We start from the raw sequence: 15,859 nt of genomic DNA on the forward strand, positions 1-15,859 counted from the left end.
GGATGCTCGGTGTCAAGTCGAGGGGCGAAAACTTGAGCTGCCCTGGCTCAACTCTCAGGGTTCTGGCGCTTGGTCTTGCGAATGTGCGCGCGATCGCTACCGGCTGTTCACCGGCTCGCAGTAGCGTGAGCGCATGACTGAGAAGCCCGGCGACAACGATGTCGACACGCCCTCCTCTTCCATCGAGCCGCCGACGGTCGCCCGCACGGGTGCCGTCGCCGCCGCGGGTGGACCGTTCAGCGAGAAGCCCGTTCCCCGCCGGCAGGTGTGGTCATGGGCACTGTGGGATTGGGCGACGCAGCCCTTCAACACGGTCATCCTCACCTTCGTCTTCGCCGCCCTCTACTTGACATCCGATGCCTTCATCGATCCGGCGGTGGTCGCGCTCGGTACGGAAGACCCGGAGTACCGGCGCGCGATCGACGGGCTCTCCGCGAATTACGGCGTCGCGACTCTCATCGCGGGCCTTCTCATCGCCCTCGTCGCCCCCGTGCTCGGCCAGCGCGCCGACGCCGCGGGCAATCGCAAGCTCTGGCTCGGCATCGGCACGGGTCTCCTCATCGTCTGTACCGCTGGCCTGTTCTTCGTCGAGGCCATGCCGGAGTTCTTCTGGCTCGGCGCGATGCTCATCGCCGCCGGCTCGGTCTTCGGCGAGATCGCGGGCGTCAACTACAACGCCATGCTCAAGCAGGTCTCGACCCGCGCGACGATCGGCCGCGTGAGCGGACTCGGCTGGGGCTTCGGCTACCTCGGCGGGATCGTGGCGATGATCATCGTCGTCGTCGCGCAGACCTTCGACTTCTTCGGCCTGCCGCTCGACAACGGCCTGCCCTTCCGCATCATCGCCCTCGGCTGCGCGGTGTGGACGCTCATCTTCGCCATCCCGATCTTCCTCAACGTTCCCGAGTCGGAGCCCGCCGCCGGCCGCCCGCGCGTCAACTTCTTCCGCTCCTACGTGGTGCTGTGGCACGACATCGTCGATCTGTTCCGCACGGCCCGTCAGACCTTCTGGTTCCTGCTCGCCGCCGCCGTCTACCGCGACGGGCTTGCGGGTGTCTTCACGTTCGGCGCGATCCTCGCCTCCGTCGCCTTCGGCTTCAGCGCCAACGAGGTCATCATCTTCGGCATCGCCGCGAACCTCATTGCGGGAGTCTCCACGATCTTCGCCGGTCGCCTCGACGACAAGTTCGGCGCACGCCGCGTCATCCTCTTCGCTCTCGCCGGGCTCAGTGTCTCGGGCGTTCTGGTCTTCCTGCTCGAGCCCGCGGGCGTCGTCGTGTTCTGGATCTTCGGCCTTGCCCTCACCGCCTTTGTCGGTCCCGTGCAGGCCGCGAGTCGTTCGCTCCTTGCGCGCGTCACCCCCGCCGGACGCGAGGGTGAGATCTTCGGCCTCTATGCCACGACGGGTCGCGCCGTCAGCTTCCTCGCCCCTGCCGCATGGGCCGGGTTCATTTCGACGGCGTCGGCTCTCGGTTCCCCCAACGCAACCCTGTGGGGCGTGCTCGGCATCGTCGTGATCCTCGCCATCGGCTTCGTGCTCATGCTCTTCGTGAAGCCCGGCGAGCACGCTTCCCTCGCCTCCCGCAGCTAGAGGGCTACGTGCGCGCGAGCGCCTCGATGTCCTCCTCGAACTGCGTGGAGACGACCGACGAGACCGTCGCGCGGGTCTTCGCGATCGCCTCGAGGTAGTCCTCGGTGGAGGGTCCGAGCTTGTGCTCCCCGCCCTCGCCAAACACCGACTGCTCGAGCGCGGCCTGGGCGGCCGACCGCGCCGCGAACTCGATGTCGGCCGGCGAGTAGCCGTCGGTGCTCGCGACGATCTGCGCGACGTCGAGGCTGCCCTGCACCGATTCGGGGATGTACCGCGACCAGATCGCCTCCCGAGCCGCGGCGTCCGGCAGCCCGATCGGGATCACGTAGTCGAATCGACCGTGGCGGAGGAACGCCGCGTCGAGTGCGCGGATGAAGTTCGTCGCGCATATCAGCAGCCGCCCCGGGGAGTCGCGGAAGGCCGGGATGATCTTGAGCAGCTCGTTGGTGACGCCCTGCATGGCCGACGGCGGCTCCCCGCCGCGCTGCGCCGCGATCTCCTCGACCTCGTCGATGAAGACGATGACGTGGTCGAGCTCCGCGATGTTGAGGAACGTCTCCCGCAGCCCCCCGGCGAGACCCTGGGGGCTGTGCGCGAGACGCGAGGGGAAGACCTCGACGAAGGGCCACTGCAGGCGCGACGCCACCGCCTTCGCGAAGGTCGTCTTGCCGGTGCCGGGAGGGCCGAAGAGCACGATCGACCGTGGCGGCTCCACACCGAACTGCTCCGCGAGAGCCGGGTCGGCGAGCGGGAGGACGAGTCGTCGCTCGAGCAGCTCCTTCTCCGCGTGCATGCCCGCGATCGATCCCCACAGATCGCGAGGCAGGATGCGCCCACCGAGGTCGCGCAGCACCGACAGCTCACGCTGCTTGACGGGAATCTCGCGCTCGAAGTAGCTCAAGTGAGCTCGATCCTCGAACCCGGCCTTCGTGAGCGCCCCGAACTGCTGCTGCTGATCCGGCACGAGGATCGACAGCCGCGTGAGACCCTGCGGCGCCATGCGCTGCTCGAGGGCTGCCAGCAGAGAGCCGGCGATGCCCGATCCGCGCGCCGAGGACGTCACGGCGAGGAAGACGATCCACCCCTGATCGTGGGCCGCCCGCGCGACGGCGACGCCGAGCACCTCCTCGCCGCGCACGGCGATGACGGCATGATCCTTCTCGCACGAGGCGAGCACCTCGGCGAGCGCGTACACGGGCTCGACGCCCTCCTCGCGCACTTCGTCCCAGAGGCGCAGGATCGCATCCATGTCGGCGGGCTGGTAGTCGCGAAGGCGCACGGCGGTCATGTCTCATGGTCGCAGGAGCTTCCCGGGAATTCGACCCCGATCACCTGGCAGAGTGAACCCATGACCCCTGGCTCCCCCACGACCGCGCAGAAGGCCGAAGCGCTCAGCGCCCTCCACGTGCCCGGCGACCCGCTCATCGTGACGAACGTGTGGGACTCCATGACGGCCCGCATCGTCGCCCGCACACCGGGGGTGCGCGCGCTCGCGACCGCGAGCCACTCGGTCGCCTTCGCGCTCGGGGTTCCCGACGGCGAGGGCATGACCGTCGAGCAGGCCCTCGACGCGGCGCGGCGCATCACCGGCTCGACCGAGCTACCGGTGAGCGTCGACTTCGAGCGCGGGTACGCACGGGACGCAGCCGGGGTGCGCGACAACGTCGCGCGGCTCATCGACGCGGGCGCGGCGGGTATCAACATCGAGGACTCGCTCGGCGGCGCGACGAGCGAGCGCCGCCCGCTCGAGGAGGCGGCCGCGCGCGTCGCCGCGGCCCGCGCGGCCGCCGATGCCGCAGGCGTGCCCCTCGCGATCAACGCGCGCACCGACACTCTCGCGGGCTCGCCCGACAACTGGGACGAGGCGATCGACCGCGCCAACGCCTACGTCGATGCGGGGGCCACGAGCATCTTCATGCTCGGCCTCAGCACCTCGCGACAAGTCGCCGACGCCGTCGCCGCGGTGCGGGCACCGATCGCGGTCTTCGCCCACCCCGGCTACCTTCCTCTGCAGCGGCTCGCCGAGCTCGGCGTCGGCCGCGTCTCCTTCGGCCCGCAATCCCTCGGCCTCACGCTGCACCACCTGGCGGCGGCCGCCGCGCAGCTCACCGCACGCGGCGAGTACCCGTCCGAGCTCGCCTACCGCTACGAGTTGTGAGGGCTCTCCGATGAGTGACGACGATCTCGACGCCGTCGGGCCCGGCTGGCAGCCCGACCCCGAGCGCGCAGGCTACGAGCGCTGGTTCGACGGCACCGCCTTCACCGGGCGCGCCCACCGCGAGCCCGACCCTTTCTCGGCGTTCAGTCCCGCCGTCGCGCGCTCGCTGCGGCCGGGCCCCAATCGGGATGCCCGGCTCGCGCGCCTCGGCATCGCCCTCACGATTCTCGGCTTCGTCACGCAGCTGCTCGCCTCCTCCGGTCTCGTGAGCGTGCGCGGCGTCGACGACACGGCCCTCGTGCTGCTCGCGCTCGCGTTCGCGGCCGCCGTCGCCGCGCTCACCGCCGTGCTCGCGCTGCGCGCGCTGCACCGCGCGCCCCGCCTCGGCGGCAAGGGCATCGCGACGCTCGCACTCGGCGTGAGCATCATCCTGGGGCTCGCCCCCGTGCTGCTGCTCGTCGCGATCGGCTTGGCGGGCGGCGCGGGGCTGCCTTCCTAGCGCGACGAACCGCCCGGCTCAGCGCACACGCACGACCGCGGCCGACCAGGCCGGCAACGAGAATTCAGCGCCGTCGGAGCGGTCGAGGTGCTCGAAGCGAGCATCCGGCGTCGTCGCGAGAAGAATGTGCGCTGACCGCTCGCCGCGTCCATCGGCCGCCTCCATCGGGAAGGTCGCCGGCTCACCGAAGGCGACGCACACGCTCACGAGTCCCGCAGCGGGATGGTCGAGACCGGCCCCGCGGTCCATGCGGAATCGGCTCGGCGCGGTGTCGCGCGCCGGGCCGCGCGACTCGGCGCTCGTGTGGGCGAAGCGCGGGTCGGTCAGCTCGGGCGTCGCGCGGCGCAGCGCGAGGAGGGCGCGGTGCAGGTGCAGCAGCCGAGCGTGGCGGTCGTCATCGAGCTCCTCCCACTGCAGTCGCGCACTCGCGAACGTCGCGGGGTCCTGCGGGTCGGGCACGACCGACTCGTCCCAGCCCATCTTCACGAACTCGGCGAGGCGCCCCTCGGCGGTCGCCCGGCCCAGCTCGGGCTCGGGGTGCGAGGTGAAGAACGGCCACGGCGTCGAGGCGCCCCACTCCTCGCCCATGAAGAGCATGGGCGTGGAGGGGGTGGTGAGGTTCAGCACCGCCGTGACCGCGAGCTGGTCCTCGGTGAGGCTCTGCGAGAGCCGGTCGCCCGCGGCACGGTTGCCGATCTGGTCGTGGTTCTGCGCGTAGGAGATCAGTCGCCAGGTGGGCACCTCGCTCGGTACGGGATGCCCGTGCTCCCGCTCGCGGAAGCTCGAGTAGCTCCCATCGTGGAAGAAGCCGTGCGCGCTCGTCTTCGCCAGGGCTCCCTCGCTCGCGAAGTCGGCGTAGTAGCCGTTCGCCTCTCCGGTGACCGCCGTGTGGATCGCGTGGTGGTGGTCGTCGCTCCACTGCGCGTGCAGGCCGTATCCCCCGGCCTCGCGCGGCAGGATGAGCCGGGGGTCGTTGAGGTCGCTCTCGGCGATGAGCGTGAGCGGGCGGCGCAGGTGCGCCGACCGCGCATCCGTCTCCTCCGCCATGGCCTGCAGGATGTGGTTCTCGGGCTCGTCGACGAGTGCGTGCACGGCGTCGAGGCGCAGCCCGTCCACGTGGAAGTCGTCGAACCACATGGCGAGATTGTCGAGCACGTAGCGCCGCACCTCGGAGTGGCGCACGTTGACCGAGTCGCCCCACGTGTTCGCGCTCGCCTCGAGCAGGTACGGGCCGAAGCGGGGCAGGTAGTTGCCGCTCGGGCCGAGATGGTTGTAGACGACGTCCTGCACGACAGCGAGACCGCGGGCGTGGCACGCGTCGACGAAGCGCCGGTAGCCTTCCGGTCCGCCGTAGAGCTCGTGCACCGTGTACCAGGCGACGCCGTCGTAGCCCCAGTTATGGGTGCCATTGAACCCGTTGACCGGCAAAAGCTCGATCGTGTCGATGCCGAGCTCGACGAGGTGGTCGAGCCGCGCGATCGCGCCGTCGAACGTGCCCTGCGGGGAATACGTGCCGATGTGCAGCTCGTAGAGCACGCTCCCGGCGAGCTGGCGGCCAGTCCACGCTGCGTCGCTCCACGGGAAGGCGGCCGGGTCGTCGAGGGCGCTGAGCCCGTGCACCCCGTCGGGCAGGCGGCGTGAGCGCGGGTCGGGCAAGGGGTGCTCATCGCTGGAGTTCTCATCAGGGTCCAGCAGGAATCCGTAGCGGTCGCCCAGCTCGAGAGCACCGGGCGCGACCCACCACTCGCCGTCGGGGTGCATCTCGACCCGCGCGGTCTCGGAGCCCCGTACGCGGTGCAGGGCGACCTGCGTCGCGAGAGGGGCCCAGACCCGGGCATCCGACGTCATGACGTGCCCTCCTCGGCGAGCTCCTCCTCCACGAGCAGCGCAACGGGGTAGCGCTCGAGCACCCGTGCCAGCGGCAGCTCGCCGCCGTCGTATGCCGTACCAGTGATGAGATCGCGATACGGGCGGTGGGGCAGCACGATCGCGGTGTCGCCCCAGCCGCCGAGGGCGGCGAGGCTCACGGGCAGTCGCGTGCCGATCGTCACCGCTCCCCCGCGGTCGAACACGATCGCGTGGCGCTCCGCCGCACCGACGACGGGCAGGGGCGCGTACCGGGTGAAGAGCTCCGGGCGGTCGCGGCGGGCGCGCAGCGCCGTCGCGGTCACGAGCAGCTTCGCCGCGCCCGACTCGTCCACGGGCGGCAGCTCCCCCGCGTCGATGCGCTCGAGCAGCTCGCGCCGCACCGCGTAGTCGACGGGGCGACGGTTGTCGGGGTCGACGAGGCTCGTCTCCCACAGCTCACTGCCCTGGTACACGTCGGGGACGCCCGGCGCCGTGAGCTGCACGAGCTTCGCGGTGAGCGAGTTCGACCAGCCGGCCGGCGCGATCGTCGCGACGAAGGCCTCGATGAGGGTCGACACGTCGGTGTCGTCGAAGGCCGTGTCGACGGCGGCGTGCAGGCGTGCCTCGAACTCCTCGTCCGGGTCGGCCCACCCGGTCGACGTGCCCGCCTCGCGGGAGGCCTTCTCGGCGTAGGCGTGCGCGCGCTCGCGACTGAGAGGCCAGGCGCCGATGAGCGACTCCCACAGGATGTTCTCGAAGACCCCGTCGCCCACCGCGACGCGCTCGCGCAGCTCGCCGAGCAGCGACTCCCAGCGTTGCGGGTCCTCCGCGATGACGTGGATGCGCGCCCGCGTGTCCTCCCCGCGCTTCGTGTCGTGCGTCGAGAGCGTCGTAAGCGACGCGGGGAAGGCCGCCTGGCGCACGGCCTGCCGGCGGTGGAACTCCTCGAGCGTGATCGAGAACTCGCCGGGGTCGGCCCCCACCTCGGTAAGCGAGGCGAGGCGCGAGTATCGGTAGAAGGCCGTGTCCTCGACGCCCTTGGCCATGACCATGCCGCTCGTCTGCTGAAAGCGGATCGCGGCGGGCTGACCGGGGTCGGCGAGCACGGGCTCGAGGGCGCGCAGCGCCGGCTCGAGGTCGGGTCGAGCATCCCGTGCCGTGTCGAAGGCCTCCTGCAGGTGCTCGTGGCCGGCCGGGAGGTAGGAGCGGTAGACGGGGAACGCGGCGAGCAGCTCGGCGAGCGCGTCTGCGGCGTTCTCGACGGGCTCGGGCAGCTCGCGCTCGAGGCGCAGCACCTCGCTGTGCAGGATCGTGTCGGCGATGCGCCGCTTGGTGCGGCGGATGAGCGCGTGCCAGTCGAGGCGGCGCGGGGCCGCCTCGGTGTCCTCGGCGCGCAGCCCGGCGTCGAGGTCGCTCAGCGGCAGGCGCCCGGCGGGGTCGACGAGCACGCGGTCGATCGTCGCGAGAGCGTCGTACCCGGTGGTGCCGACGGTCTGCCAGAAGGCGGGCAGCGGCTCCTCGCCCTCGAGGATCTTCTCGACCCACACGGGCGCCCCCTGCACGACTTCGGCGAGGCGGTCGAGGTAGCGCCCCGGGTCGGCGAGGCCGTCCGGGTGGTCGACGCGGATGCCCTGCACGAGCCCCTCGCGCACCCAGCGCACGATCTCGGCGTGGGACTCGTCGAACACCCAGGGCTCCTCGACGCGGATCGCGGCGAGAGTGTTGACGGCGAAGAAGCGGCGGTAGTTGAGCTCGGCGTCGGCGCGCTGCCAGTGCATGAGCTCGTAGTGCTGGTGGGCGAGCACCTCGGCGATCGCCTCCGGCGCCGTGAGGTCGGTGCCGGGCCGGGGCAGGCTGCCCTCGGCGAGCGGGTACTCGGTCTCGTAGACGCGCACGGCGGGCCCGCCAACGGCGTGCGGCAGGAGCGTGACCTGCCCGGCCTCGATCACGGTCGGCAGATCGTCGCCCAGCACGGGCAGGCGCACGCGGCCACCGCCGAACTCCCAGTCCACGTCGAAGGCCTCGGCGTAGCGCGAGTCGCGCCCGTCGCGCAGCAGCTGCCACCACCACGAGTTCTGACGAGGGTCGGCGACGCCGACATGGTTGGGCACGATGTCGACGAGCACCCCCAAGTCGTGGTCTCGAGCCGACCCGATCGCGTGCGTGAGGCCGACGAGGCCGCCGCGCTCCTCGTCGACGTGGCCGTGGTCGACGACGTCGTATCCGTGACTCGACCCGCGCGTCGCCTGCAGGAGCGGCGAGAGGTAGAGCCAGTCGGCGCCGAGGCGGTTCACGTAGTCGGCGAGCCCCGCGACGTCGTCGAGTGGGAACTCGGCAGACACCTGCAGGCGGTACGTGGAGCGGGGCAGCTCGCTCACGGCGTCACCACGGGGGAGCCGACGGGGTCGAGCTGCGCGGGCGGCGAGAGCGAGGCGGCGACGGAGTCGTCGAGCGTCGGCTCGGTGACGACCCACTCGCGCAGCACGACCATGCTGATCGCCTCGAGCGTCATGGTGCCGCTCGCGTCGAGCACGGGCTCCCCCTCGATGCCGCTCGTGTCGACGAGGCGCTCCCAGCGCGGCCCGTACTCGCTCGAGGGCAGCGTGACCGAGACCGGCTCGGTGTGGGCCGAGAAGTAGACGAGGAACGAGCGGTCGACGATCGGCTCGCCCCGAGCATCCCGCCCCTGAATGCCGTGGCCGTTGAGGTAGACGCCGATCGAGCGACCGAAGCCCGACTCCCAGTCCTCAGGCTCCATGGCCGAGCCGTCCGGCTGGAACCACGCGACGTCGGGCACGGGGTCTCCCTCGTCGCGGCGCACCGGGCGGCCGTCGAAGAAGCGCGTGCGCCGGAAGGTGGGATGCTCGCGCCGCAGCCGCACGAGCGAGCCGACGAACTCGAGCAGGGCGCCGTCGGCGTGCTCCCAATCGATCCACGAGAGCTCGCTGTCGTGCGCGTACACGTTGTTGTTGCCCTGCTGCGTGCGGCCGAGCTCGTCGCCGTGGGCGATCATCGGCACACCCTGACTGAGCAGGAGCGTGGCGAGGAAGTTGCGCACCTGACGCGCACGGAGCGCCTGGATGACGGGATTGTCGGTCGGGCCCTCCTCGCCGAGGTTGTACGAGCGGTTGTGGCTCTCGCCGTCCTGGTTGTTCTCGCCGTTGGCCTCGTTGTGCTTCTCGTTGTAGGAGACGAGGTCGCGCAGCGTGAAGCCGTCGTGCGCAGTGACGAAGTTGATGCTCGCGACGGGGCGGCGGCCCGAGGACTCGTAGAGGTCGGCCGAACCCGTGAGCCGGCTCGCGAACTCGCCGAGGGTCTCGCCCTCGCCGCGCCAGAAGTCGCGCACGGTGTCGCGGTACTTGCCGTTCCACTCGGTCCACTGCGGGGGGAAGTTGCCGACCTGGTAGCCGCCCGGTCCGATATCCCACGGCTCGGCGATGAGCTTGACCTGCGAGACGACGGGGTCTTGGTGCACGAGGTCGAAGAAGGTCGAGAGACGGTCCACGTCGTAGAACTCGCGCGCGAGCGCCGCGGCGAGGTCGAAGCGGAACCCGTCGACGTGCATCTCGGTGACCCAGTAGCGCAGCGAGTCCATGATGAGCTGCAGCGAGTGCGGGTGGCGCACGTTGAGGCTGTTGCCGGTGCCGGTGTAGTCGCGGTAGTACTGCGGCTCGTCCTCCATGAGGCGGTAGTACGCCGCGTTGTCGATGCCCTTGAACGACAGCAGGGGGCCCATGTGGTTGCCCTCGGCCGTGTGGTTGTAGACGACGTCGAGGATGACCTCGATGCCGGCGGCGTGCAGCTCGCGCACCATGCTCTTGAACTCCTGGACCTGCTGGCCGCGGTCGCCGCTCGAGGAGTACGCATTGTGCGGGGCGAGGAACCCGATGGTGTTGTAGCCCCAGTAGTTGCGCAGGCCCTGGTCGACGAGGTGCTTGTCGTGCACGAACTGGTGGGTGGGCATGAGCTCGAGGGCGGTGACGCCGAGCTTGCGCAGGTGCTCGATGATCGCGGGGTGCGCGATGGCCGCGTAGGTGCCGCGGATCTCCTCGGGGATGTCGGGGTGCGTCATCGTGAGGCCCTTGACGTGGGCCTCGTAGATGACGCTCGAGCTGTAGGCGGTGCGCGGCGCGCGGTCTCCCTGCCAGTCGAAGTAGGGGTTGATGACGACCCCGAGCATGGCGTGCGGTGCCGAGTCGAGGTCGTTCCTCTTATCGGGCTTGTCGAAGAGGTAGGGGAAGAGCGACTGGTCCCAGTCGATCTCGCCGCTCACGGCCTTCGCGTAGGGGTCGAGCAGCAGCTTCCTCGGGTTGGCGCGCAGGCCTCGTGCGGGGTCGTGCGTGCCGTGGACGCGGTAGCCGTAGAGCTGCCCGGGCTGCACCTGGGGCAGGTAGGCGTGCCAGACGTGGGCGTCCACCTCGATGAGGTCGATCTGCGTCTCGACGCGATCGTCGCCGAAGAGGCACAGCACGACGCGGTCGGCCGCCTCGCTGAACAGGGCGAAGTTCGTGCCGTTGCCGTCGAACGTCGCGCCGAGCGGATACGCGGAACCTGGCCAGGTCTGCATGCGGACACCCCACTTCTGTAGTTCTCCAGAGTAGGCGCTTGCCCTCGGGCCAGCCTCCGAAAGGGGTCTACGGAGTCGTGAGCGTCCAGCCGATCATCAGCATCGTGACGATGGCGCCCGCCACGAAGTTGAGCAGCAGGAACCTCTTCCAGCCCCGGTTCGCGTCCTCCGCGGTCTCATCCGTGACCCGCCACCACTGCGCGGTGCTCACGACGTAGGGTACGGCGGCGAGAGCCGCGAGCGGGCCGGGCCATTCGGTGCCGAGCAGCAGGAGACCAGAGGCGAGGTAGACGACGACCGCGAGGCGCGTCGTGGCGCGCGCACCGATGACGGTCGCGATCGAGGAGAGCCCGCCCTCGCGATCGGCGAGCACGTCCTGCACCGCCCCGAAGGCGTGACTCGCGATGCCCCACAGGAAGAAGGAGCCGAGGATGAGCCAGAGGGCGGGCGTGAAGGCGGCGTCGGCGAGCACCAGCCCGTATACGGCGGGGCTCACGAAGTGTGTGCTCGAGGTGAGCGAGTCCAGGAAGGGCTTCTCTTTGAAGCGCAGGCCCTTCATCGAGTACGCGATGACGGCGAACACGCTGATCGCGAGCACGAGCCACGGCAGCGGATCGCCGACGATGACGAGGTAGACGAGGAACGGCACGTTCGTGACGAGGGCCGCCACGAGCGTCGTGCGATGGATGCTCGGGTCGAGCAGCGCGCCCTCCACGCCCCCCTTGCGCGGGTTGCGGAGGTCGCTCTCGTAGTCGAAGACGTCGTTGATGCCGTACATCGCGAGGTTGTAGGGAATGAGGAAGTAGAGGGTGCCCACGATGAGCGTGAGGTCGATCTCGCGCGCGGTGAGCAGGTAGGCGGCCGCGAACGGGAACGCCGTGTTGATCCAGCTGAGCGGGCGGGAGCTCAGCGTCAGTTGGGCGAGGGTGCTCATGAGCGCCCACCCCTCTCCTGGGTGCCGTCGTCGGCGGCGCGGGTCGCGCTACCGCGTCGCGGAAGCAGCTCCCAGACCGCGGGCAGCAGCACGAGAGCCGCGACCGTGTAGGCGAAGTCCTCGATCGGAGCGACGCCGATGCGCACTCCGCTGATGAGGGCGTCGTCGTAGGCGACGAGCCCGGTGCCGATGATGACGTTGTCGAACACGGCGGTGAGCGTGAGCATGAGGATCGCGGCGAGGCCCACCGCACGCCACTCGGGCGAGCGTCGTGTCAGGACTGCTGCGACACCGACGATTGCGACCGCGGCGAGGAACACCGCATTGAGAAGCGTGTAGGTCACGAGCCGGCCTCCACCGTGCGCGTGCGGCGCCGCCGCCCGGCGAGCAGATCTTTCGCCGCCGCGTAGGCGTTCATCGTGTTGTAGCTCAGCAGGGTCAAGAAGAAGACCTCCTCGAGCGGCAGCTCGGGGGCCACGAGCATCCCCGTCATGAAGTCCGTCTGCCCGCGGAAGAAGATGCCGAGGGCGATGCCCGCGACGTCCCAGATCAGGAAGAAAACCACGCCGAGCGGCAGCACGATCGCCGCCCGCCGCCAGTCGCGCCAGAAGAAGAGGCGAAACCGTCGGTCGAGGAGCACCATGCCCGTGAGGGCGATGGCGAGTGCGCCGAGGTAGGCGAAGCCGATCACGCCGCCGACGGCTCCTCGGCCCGCGGACCGGTCGACTCGAGGGGCTCGGGCAGCGGACCCGTCGAGGTGTCGCCGCGCAGGCGCTTGACGATGAGCTCGGCGCTGATGAGGCACATCGGCAGTCCGATGCCGGGCATCGTCGAGCCGCCCGCGAAGTACAGGCCGCGCACCTTCTTCGAGACGTTGCCTGCACGGAAGAACGCGCTCTGCTTGAGGATGTGGGCGGGCCCGAGCGCGGTGCCGCGCCACGCACCCAGGTCTTCGTGGAAGTTGCCGGGGCCGTAGGTGCGGCGCACGACGATACGATCGGCGAGGTCGGGAATGTGCGCCCACGTGGCGATCTGGTCGATGATGCGGTCGGCGTAGGCCTCGAGGGGCGTGTCACCGTCGCCATCGACGTCGCCGCGCCCGAAGGAGAGATCGGCGGGAGCCGGCACCAGCACGAAGACGTTCTCGTGCCCTTCCGGGGCGACCGAGGGGTCGACGCCGCTCGGCTTGCAGATGTAGAGCGAGGCCGGGTCGGGCAGGCTCGGCGTCGGCCCGAAGATGGCCTCGAAGTTCTCGCGCCAGTCCGCCGTGAAGAGCAGGGTGTGGTGCTCGAGCTGGGGCAGCTCGCCCTTCACGCCCAGGTACAGCAGCAGCGCGCTCGGGCCCGCCGTCGCCTTGTCCCAGTACGACTGCGGGTAGGTCTGTAGCTCCTCCGGAAGGAGGGTGGTCTCGGTGTGGTGCAGGTCGGCGGCCGAGACGACGATGTCGGCCTCGATGATCTCCCCCGGTTCCTCTCCACGACCGGCGAGCTCGACGCCGCGCACCTGCTTCGATGTCTCGTCCACGACGATCCGCACGACCGGTGATGAGGTGCGGATGCTCACGCCCTGGTCGCGCGTGACGGCGGCGATGCGGTCGATGAGGCGCGTGAAGCCGCCCATCGGATAGAGCACTCCGTCGGCCAGGTCGAGGTGGCTCATCAGGTGGTACATGCTCGGCGTGAGGAAGGGCGAGGAGCCGAGGAAGACGGCGGGGTACCCCAGGATCTGCCGCAGCCGGAGGTCGCCGAAGCGCCGGGCGACGTAGGCGTCGAGGCTCTGCAGGAGCATGCGCACAAGCTTCGCGCTGCGCTTGAGCACGTCGCGCGTGAGCAGCGGGCCGAAGGAGGCGAAGCTCGTGTACAGGAACGACTTCTTCGCCATCTCGTACGTGTCTCGCGCCGACTCGAGATACGTCTCGAGCGCGCGACCGGCACCGGGCTCGATCGACTCGAACAGCGCGATGTTCTCCTCCCGAGACGCCGCGACGTCCACGGCACCCTCAAAGCCCTGGGTGATGACGCGGTAGCCGGGGTCGAGCTGGATGAGCTCGAGCTGCTCGGCGGAGGACGTGCCGCACAGCCGGAAGAAGTGGTCGAAGACCTCGGGCATGAGGTACCAGCTCGGCCCCGTGTCGAAGCGGAACCCGTCGACCTCCCAGGAGCCCGCGCGGCCGCCGAGAGCGTCGCGCTGCTCCACGAGCGTCACCTCGTGTCCGTCCCGCGCGAGCAGGGCTGCGGTGGAGAGGCCCGCGATGCCTCCGCCGATGACGACCGCGCGGCTCACGCGGTCACCTCCGCGGGCACGGCGGTGCGGCGCGGTTGCGGGATGCGCCCCGCGAGCACCGCGAGAGCAATGCGCGCCTTCACCGGGTCGGGCACGCGCACGCGCGCCTGCACGAGCTGCGAGGCGGGCGTCGTGCGCAGTCGACGGGAGAGCTCGAAGAAGAGGCCCTGCGCGAGCGCGACGGCCTTCCGACTGCCGGCCGGCAGCTCGGGAATCACGGCTGCGGAGACGCTCAGGTCGTGGTCGATGTCGTCGAGCAAGCGGTGCTTCTCCTCTTCCGTGAACGAGTCCACCCTGATGCCGGGAAAGTAGCTGCGCCCGAGGGTCTCGAAGTCTGCGGCGAGATCGCGGAGGAAGTTGACCTTCTGGAACGCTGCGCCGAGGGCGCGCGCACCGCGCACCATGCGATCATTCTGCTCCTCGTCCGTGGGCGCATCCTGAAGGAACGCCCGCAGGCACATGAGGCCGACCACCTCCGCCGAGCCGTACACGTAGGTGTCGAAGCTCGCGTCGTCGTGCTCGGTGTCGGTGAGGTCCACGCGCATCGAGTGGAAGAACGGTCGAGTGAGCTCGGTGCCGAAGCCCACCTCGCGCGCCGTGCGAGCGAAGGCGTGGACGATGAGGTTCGCGCTGTAGCCGTGCTGCATCGCCTGCTCGGTGTCGGCCTCGAGCTCGTCGAGATACCGGCCCGCGGCGGCGATGTCGAGCCCAGCATCCGTCACCCCGCCGTCGACGATCTCGTCGGCGACGCGCACGAGTGCGTAGACGTTCTCGACGTGCTGGCGCACGCGCGGGGCGAGCAGGCGCGACGCGAGACCGAAGGAGGTCGAGTAGCGGCGGATGACGACGCCGGCAGTCTCCTCGGCGACACGGTCGTACAGAGTGAGGCGGTTCATCGCATCCGTTCCAGAACCGTGGCGGCCACGGGGTGCAGCTCCGCGCGCAGGGCCTCGGGCATGTGCGGCTCGGCGAGCAGGTCGAGGGCGCGCTGCGCGCACCCGCGCACGAGGTCGTCGGCGAAGGTGCGGGCGCCGCACTCCTCGAGCATGGCGCGCGCGGTCTGGGCCTCCGCCTCCGTGAGGTCGTGCTTGCCGATGAGGTGCCGCAGCTCCTCCCACTGGGGCGTCGCGCACGCGAAGGCGATGAGCACGGTGCGCTTGCCCTCGCGCAGATCGCCGATCGTCGTCTTGCCCGTGAACGACTCCTCGCCGAACACGCCCAGCACGTCGTCGACGATCTGGTACGCGATGCCGATCTCGCGACCGAAGTCGCCCAGCGTCGCCACGATCTGCTCGCTCGCCCCGGCCAGGATCCCGCCAGCCTGGAGCGGCGCCTCGAATGAGTACACCGCCGTCTTGAGCCGCTCCATCTGCAGGATGTCGTCCACGACCGGCGTGTGCGGGTCGATCGAGAAGTCCACGTCGATGAGCTCGCCGGCCGCGCTCGCGAACATGGCCTCGTCGAGCACCTCGAGCAGGCGGTCGCGCATCGTATCGGCCACGCCGCTGCGCTCCATGAGCCGGTAGCTGTTGAAGAGGGCGAGATCGCCGGCGATGACCGCGGCCGACACGCCCCGGTGCTCCGCGATCTCGACGCTCGCACCCCGGTCGACGGCGTGGTCGCGGTAGGTACCGGAGATGTTCGGGATGCCCCGCCTCACGAAATCCCGATCGATCACGTCGTCGTGCACGATGAGCGCCGTGTGCAGCAGCTCGAAGGAGGCGCCCACGTGGGCGGCTACTTCGAGGTCGGTGCCGCCGAGCCCGCTGTAGGCGGCCATGACCATGCGGGGGCGGAATCGCTTGCCGCCCTGGGTGTTGCGCTCGAGCAGTCCCCAGAGGTGCTCGTAGTGCTCGCCCAGGGGCTCCGCGCGCTTCTTGGCTAGGCTGAAGAAGCGCTCCAGCACAGCGTCGACCACAGCGCCTCGCTCTTCAGCGATGGTGACCGGGTCGTTCCTCTTCACCCGAGCAGACTACAGC

At 70.2% G+C, this 15,859-nt stretch carries 12 protein-coding genes and 1 pseudogene; 3 read left to right on the top strand and 10 right to left on the bottom strand.

Annotation, left to right across the window (positions count from 1 at the left end; all coding sequences use genetic code 11):
- Positions 1-133 precede the first annotated feature (133 nt).
- Entirely contained in the window at positions 134-1,591 is a 1,458-nt protein-coding gene (locus IE160_RS12110) for an MFS transporter (RefSeq protein ID WP_191151258.1), read from the top strand.
- A 4-nt stretch (positions 1,592-1,595) separates the two neighbouring features.
- Here the strand turns inward: IE160_RS12110 and IE160_RS12115 are convergent, their stop codons facing one another.
- Entirely contained in the window at positions 1,596-2,879 is a 1,284-nt protein-coding gene (locus IE160_RS12115) for an ATP-binding protein (protein ID WP_179872778.1), read from the bottom strand.
- A gap of 60 nt (positions 2,880-2,939) precedes the next feature.
- On the opposite strand from IE160_RS12115, the gene IE160_RS12120 reads away from it, so the two are divergent.
- Positions 2,940-3,749, top strand: coding sequence for an isocitrate lyase/PEP mutase family protein (locus IE160_RS12120; RefSeq protein ID WP_191151259.1), 810 nt, complete (start codon positions 2,940-2,942; stop codon positions 3,747-3,749).
- Positions 3,750-3,759: 10 nt separating this feature from the next.
- Positions 3,760-4,248, top strand: a complete 489-nt coding sequence (locus tag IE160_RS12125) for a DUF2510 domain-containing protein (RefSeq protein ID WP_191151260.1) — start codon at positions 3,760-3,762, stop codon at positions 4,246-4,248.
- An 18-nt stretch (positions 4,249-4,266) separates the two neighbouring features.
- Here the strand turns inward: IE160_RS12125 and treZ are convergent, their stop codons facing one another.
- The 9 genes and pseudogenes from treZ to IE160_RS12170 all read right to left on the bottom strand — a co-directional run bounded on the left by treZ (position 4,267) and on the right by IE160_RS12170 (position 15,843).
- Positions 4,267-6,096: a malto-oligosyltrehalose trehalohydrolase gene (treZ, locus tag IE160_RS12130; protein WP_191151261.1), complete on the bottom strand. Its 1,830-nt coding sequence runs from the start codon at positions 6,094-6,096 to the stop codon at positions 4,267-4,269.
- Entirely contained in the window at positions 6,093-8,474 is a 2,382-nt protein-coding gene (gene treY, locus IE160_RS12135; protein ID WP_224744493.1) for a malto-oligosyltrehalose synthase, read from the bottom strand. Before treY ends, treZ begins: the two co-directional genes overlap by 4 nt.
- Positions 8,471-10,663, bottom strand: coding sequence for a glycogen debranching protein GlgX (gene glgX / locus IE160_RS12140; RefSeq protein ID WP_191151262.1), 2,193 nt, complete (start codon positions 10,661-10,663; stop codon positions 8,471-8,473). Before glgX ends, treY begins: the two co-directional genes overlap by 4 nt.
- A gap of 67 nt (positions 10,664-10,730) precedes the next feature.
- On the bottom strand, positions 10,731-11,597 hold the full coding sequence (locus IE160_RS12145; protein ID WP_191151263.1) for a prenyltransferase: 867 nt from the start codon (positions 11,595-11,597) through the stop codon (positions 10,731-10,733).
- Positions 11,594-11,941: a lycopene cyclase domain-containing protein gene (locus tag IE160_RS12150; protein WP_179872784.1), complete on the bottom strand. Its 348-nt coding sequence runs from the start codon at positions 11,939-11,941 to the stop codon at positions 11,594-11,596. Before IE160_RS12150 ends, IE160_RS12145 begins: the two co-directional genes overlap by 4 nt.
- The gene (locus IE160_RS12155) at positions 11,938-12,285 is read right to left on the bottom strand and encodes a lycopene cyclase domain-containing protein (RefSeq protein WP_179874021.1); all 348 of its coding nucleotides are present in this window, start codon (positions 12,283-12,285) and stop codon (positions 11,938-11,940) included. The genes IE160_RS12150 and IE160_RS12155 overlap by 4 nt, the downstream gene beginning before the upstream one ends.
- A pseudogene (crtI, locus tag IE160_RS12160) lies at positions 12,285-13,931 on the bottom strand (phytoene desaturase family protein); the annotation flags it as partial. The pseudogene crtI and the gene IE160_RS12155, both read right to left, overlap by 1 nt.
- Entirely contained in the window at positions 13,877-14,776 is a 900-nt protein-coding gene (locus IE160_RS12165) for a phytoene/squalene synthase family protein (RefSeq protein ID WP_191151264.1), read from the bottom strand. The pseudogene crtI and the gene IE160_RS12165, both read right to left, overlap by 55 nt.
- Positions 14,773-15,843, bottom strand: coding sequence for a polyprenyl synthetase family protein (locus IE160_RS12170; RefSeq protein WP_224744494.1), 1,071 nt, complete (start codon positions 15,841-15,843; stop codon positions 14,773-14,775). Before IE160_RS12170 ends, IE160_RS12165 begins: the two co-directional genes overlap by 4 nt.
- Between the last annotated feature and the right edge of the window lie 16 nt (positions 15,844-15,859).

Origin of the sequence: Chryseoglobus sp. 28M-23, from assembly GCF_014789785.1 — a bacterium.
Classification (GTDB): domain Bacteria; phylum Actinomycetota; class Actinomycetes; order Actinomycetales; family Microbacteriaceae; genus Microcella; species Microcella indica.

What these genes read in the sequence shown, in the direction of transcription:
- IE160_RS12110 (WP_191151258.1), top strand. Translation starts at nt 134, where the DNA reads ATGACTGAGAAGCCCGGCGACAACGATGTCGACACGCCCTCCTCTTCC.
- IE160_RS12115 (WP_179872778.1), bottom strand. Translation starts at nt 2,879, where the DNA reads ATGACCGCCGTGCGCCTTCGCGACTACCAGCCCGCCGACATGGATGCG.
- IE160_RS12120 (WP_191151259.1), top strand. Translation starts at nt 2,940, where the DNA reads ATGACCCCTGGCTCCCCCACGACCGCGCAGAAGGCCGAAGCGCTCAGC.
- IE160_RS12125 (WP_191151260.1), top strand. Translation starts at nt 3,760, where the DNA reads ATGAGTGACGACGATCTCGACGCCGTCGGGCCCGGCTGGCAGCCCGAC.
- treZ (WP_191151261.1), bottom strand. Translation starts at nt 6,096, where the DNA reads ATGACGTCGGATGCCCGGGTCTGGGCCCCTCTCGCGACGCAGGTCGCC.
- glgX (WP_191151262.1), bottom strand. Translation starts at nt 10,663, where the DNA reads ATGCAGACCTGGCCAGGTTCCGCGTATCCGCTCGGCGCGACGTTCGAC.
- IE160_RS12145 (WP_191151263.1), bottom strand. Translation starts at nt 11,597, where the DNA reads ATGAGCACCCTCGCCCAACTGACGCTGAGCTCCCGCCCGCTCAGCTGG.
- IE160_RS12165 (WP_191151264.1), bottom strand. Translation starts at nt 14,776, where the DNA reads ATGAACCGCCTCACTCTGTACGACCGTGTCGCCGAGGAGACTGCCGGC.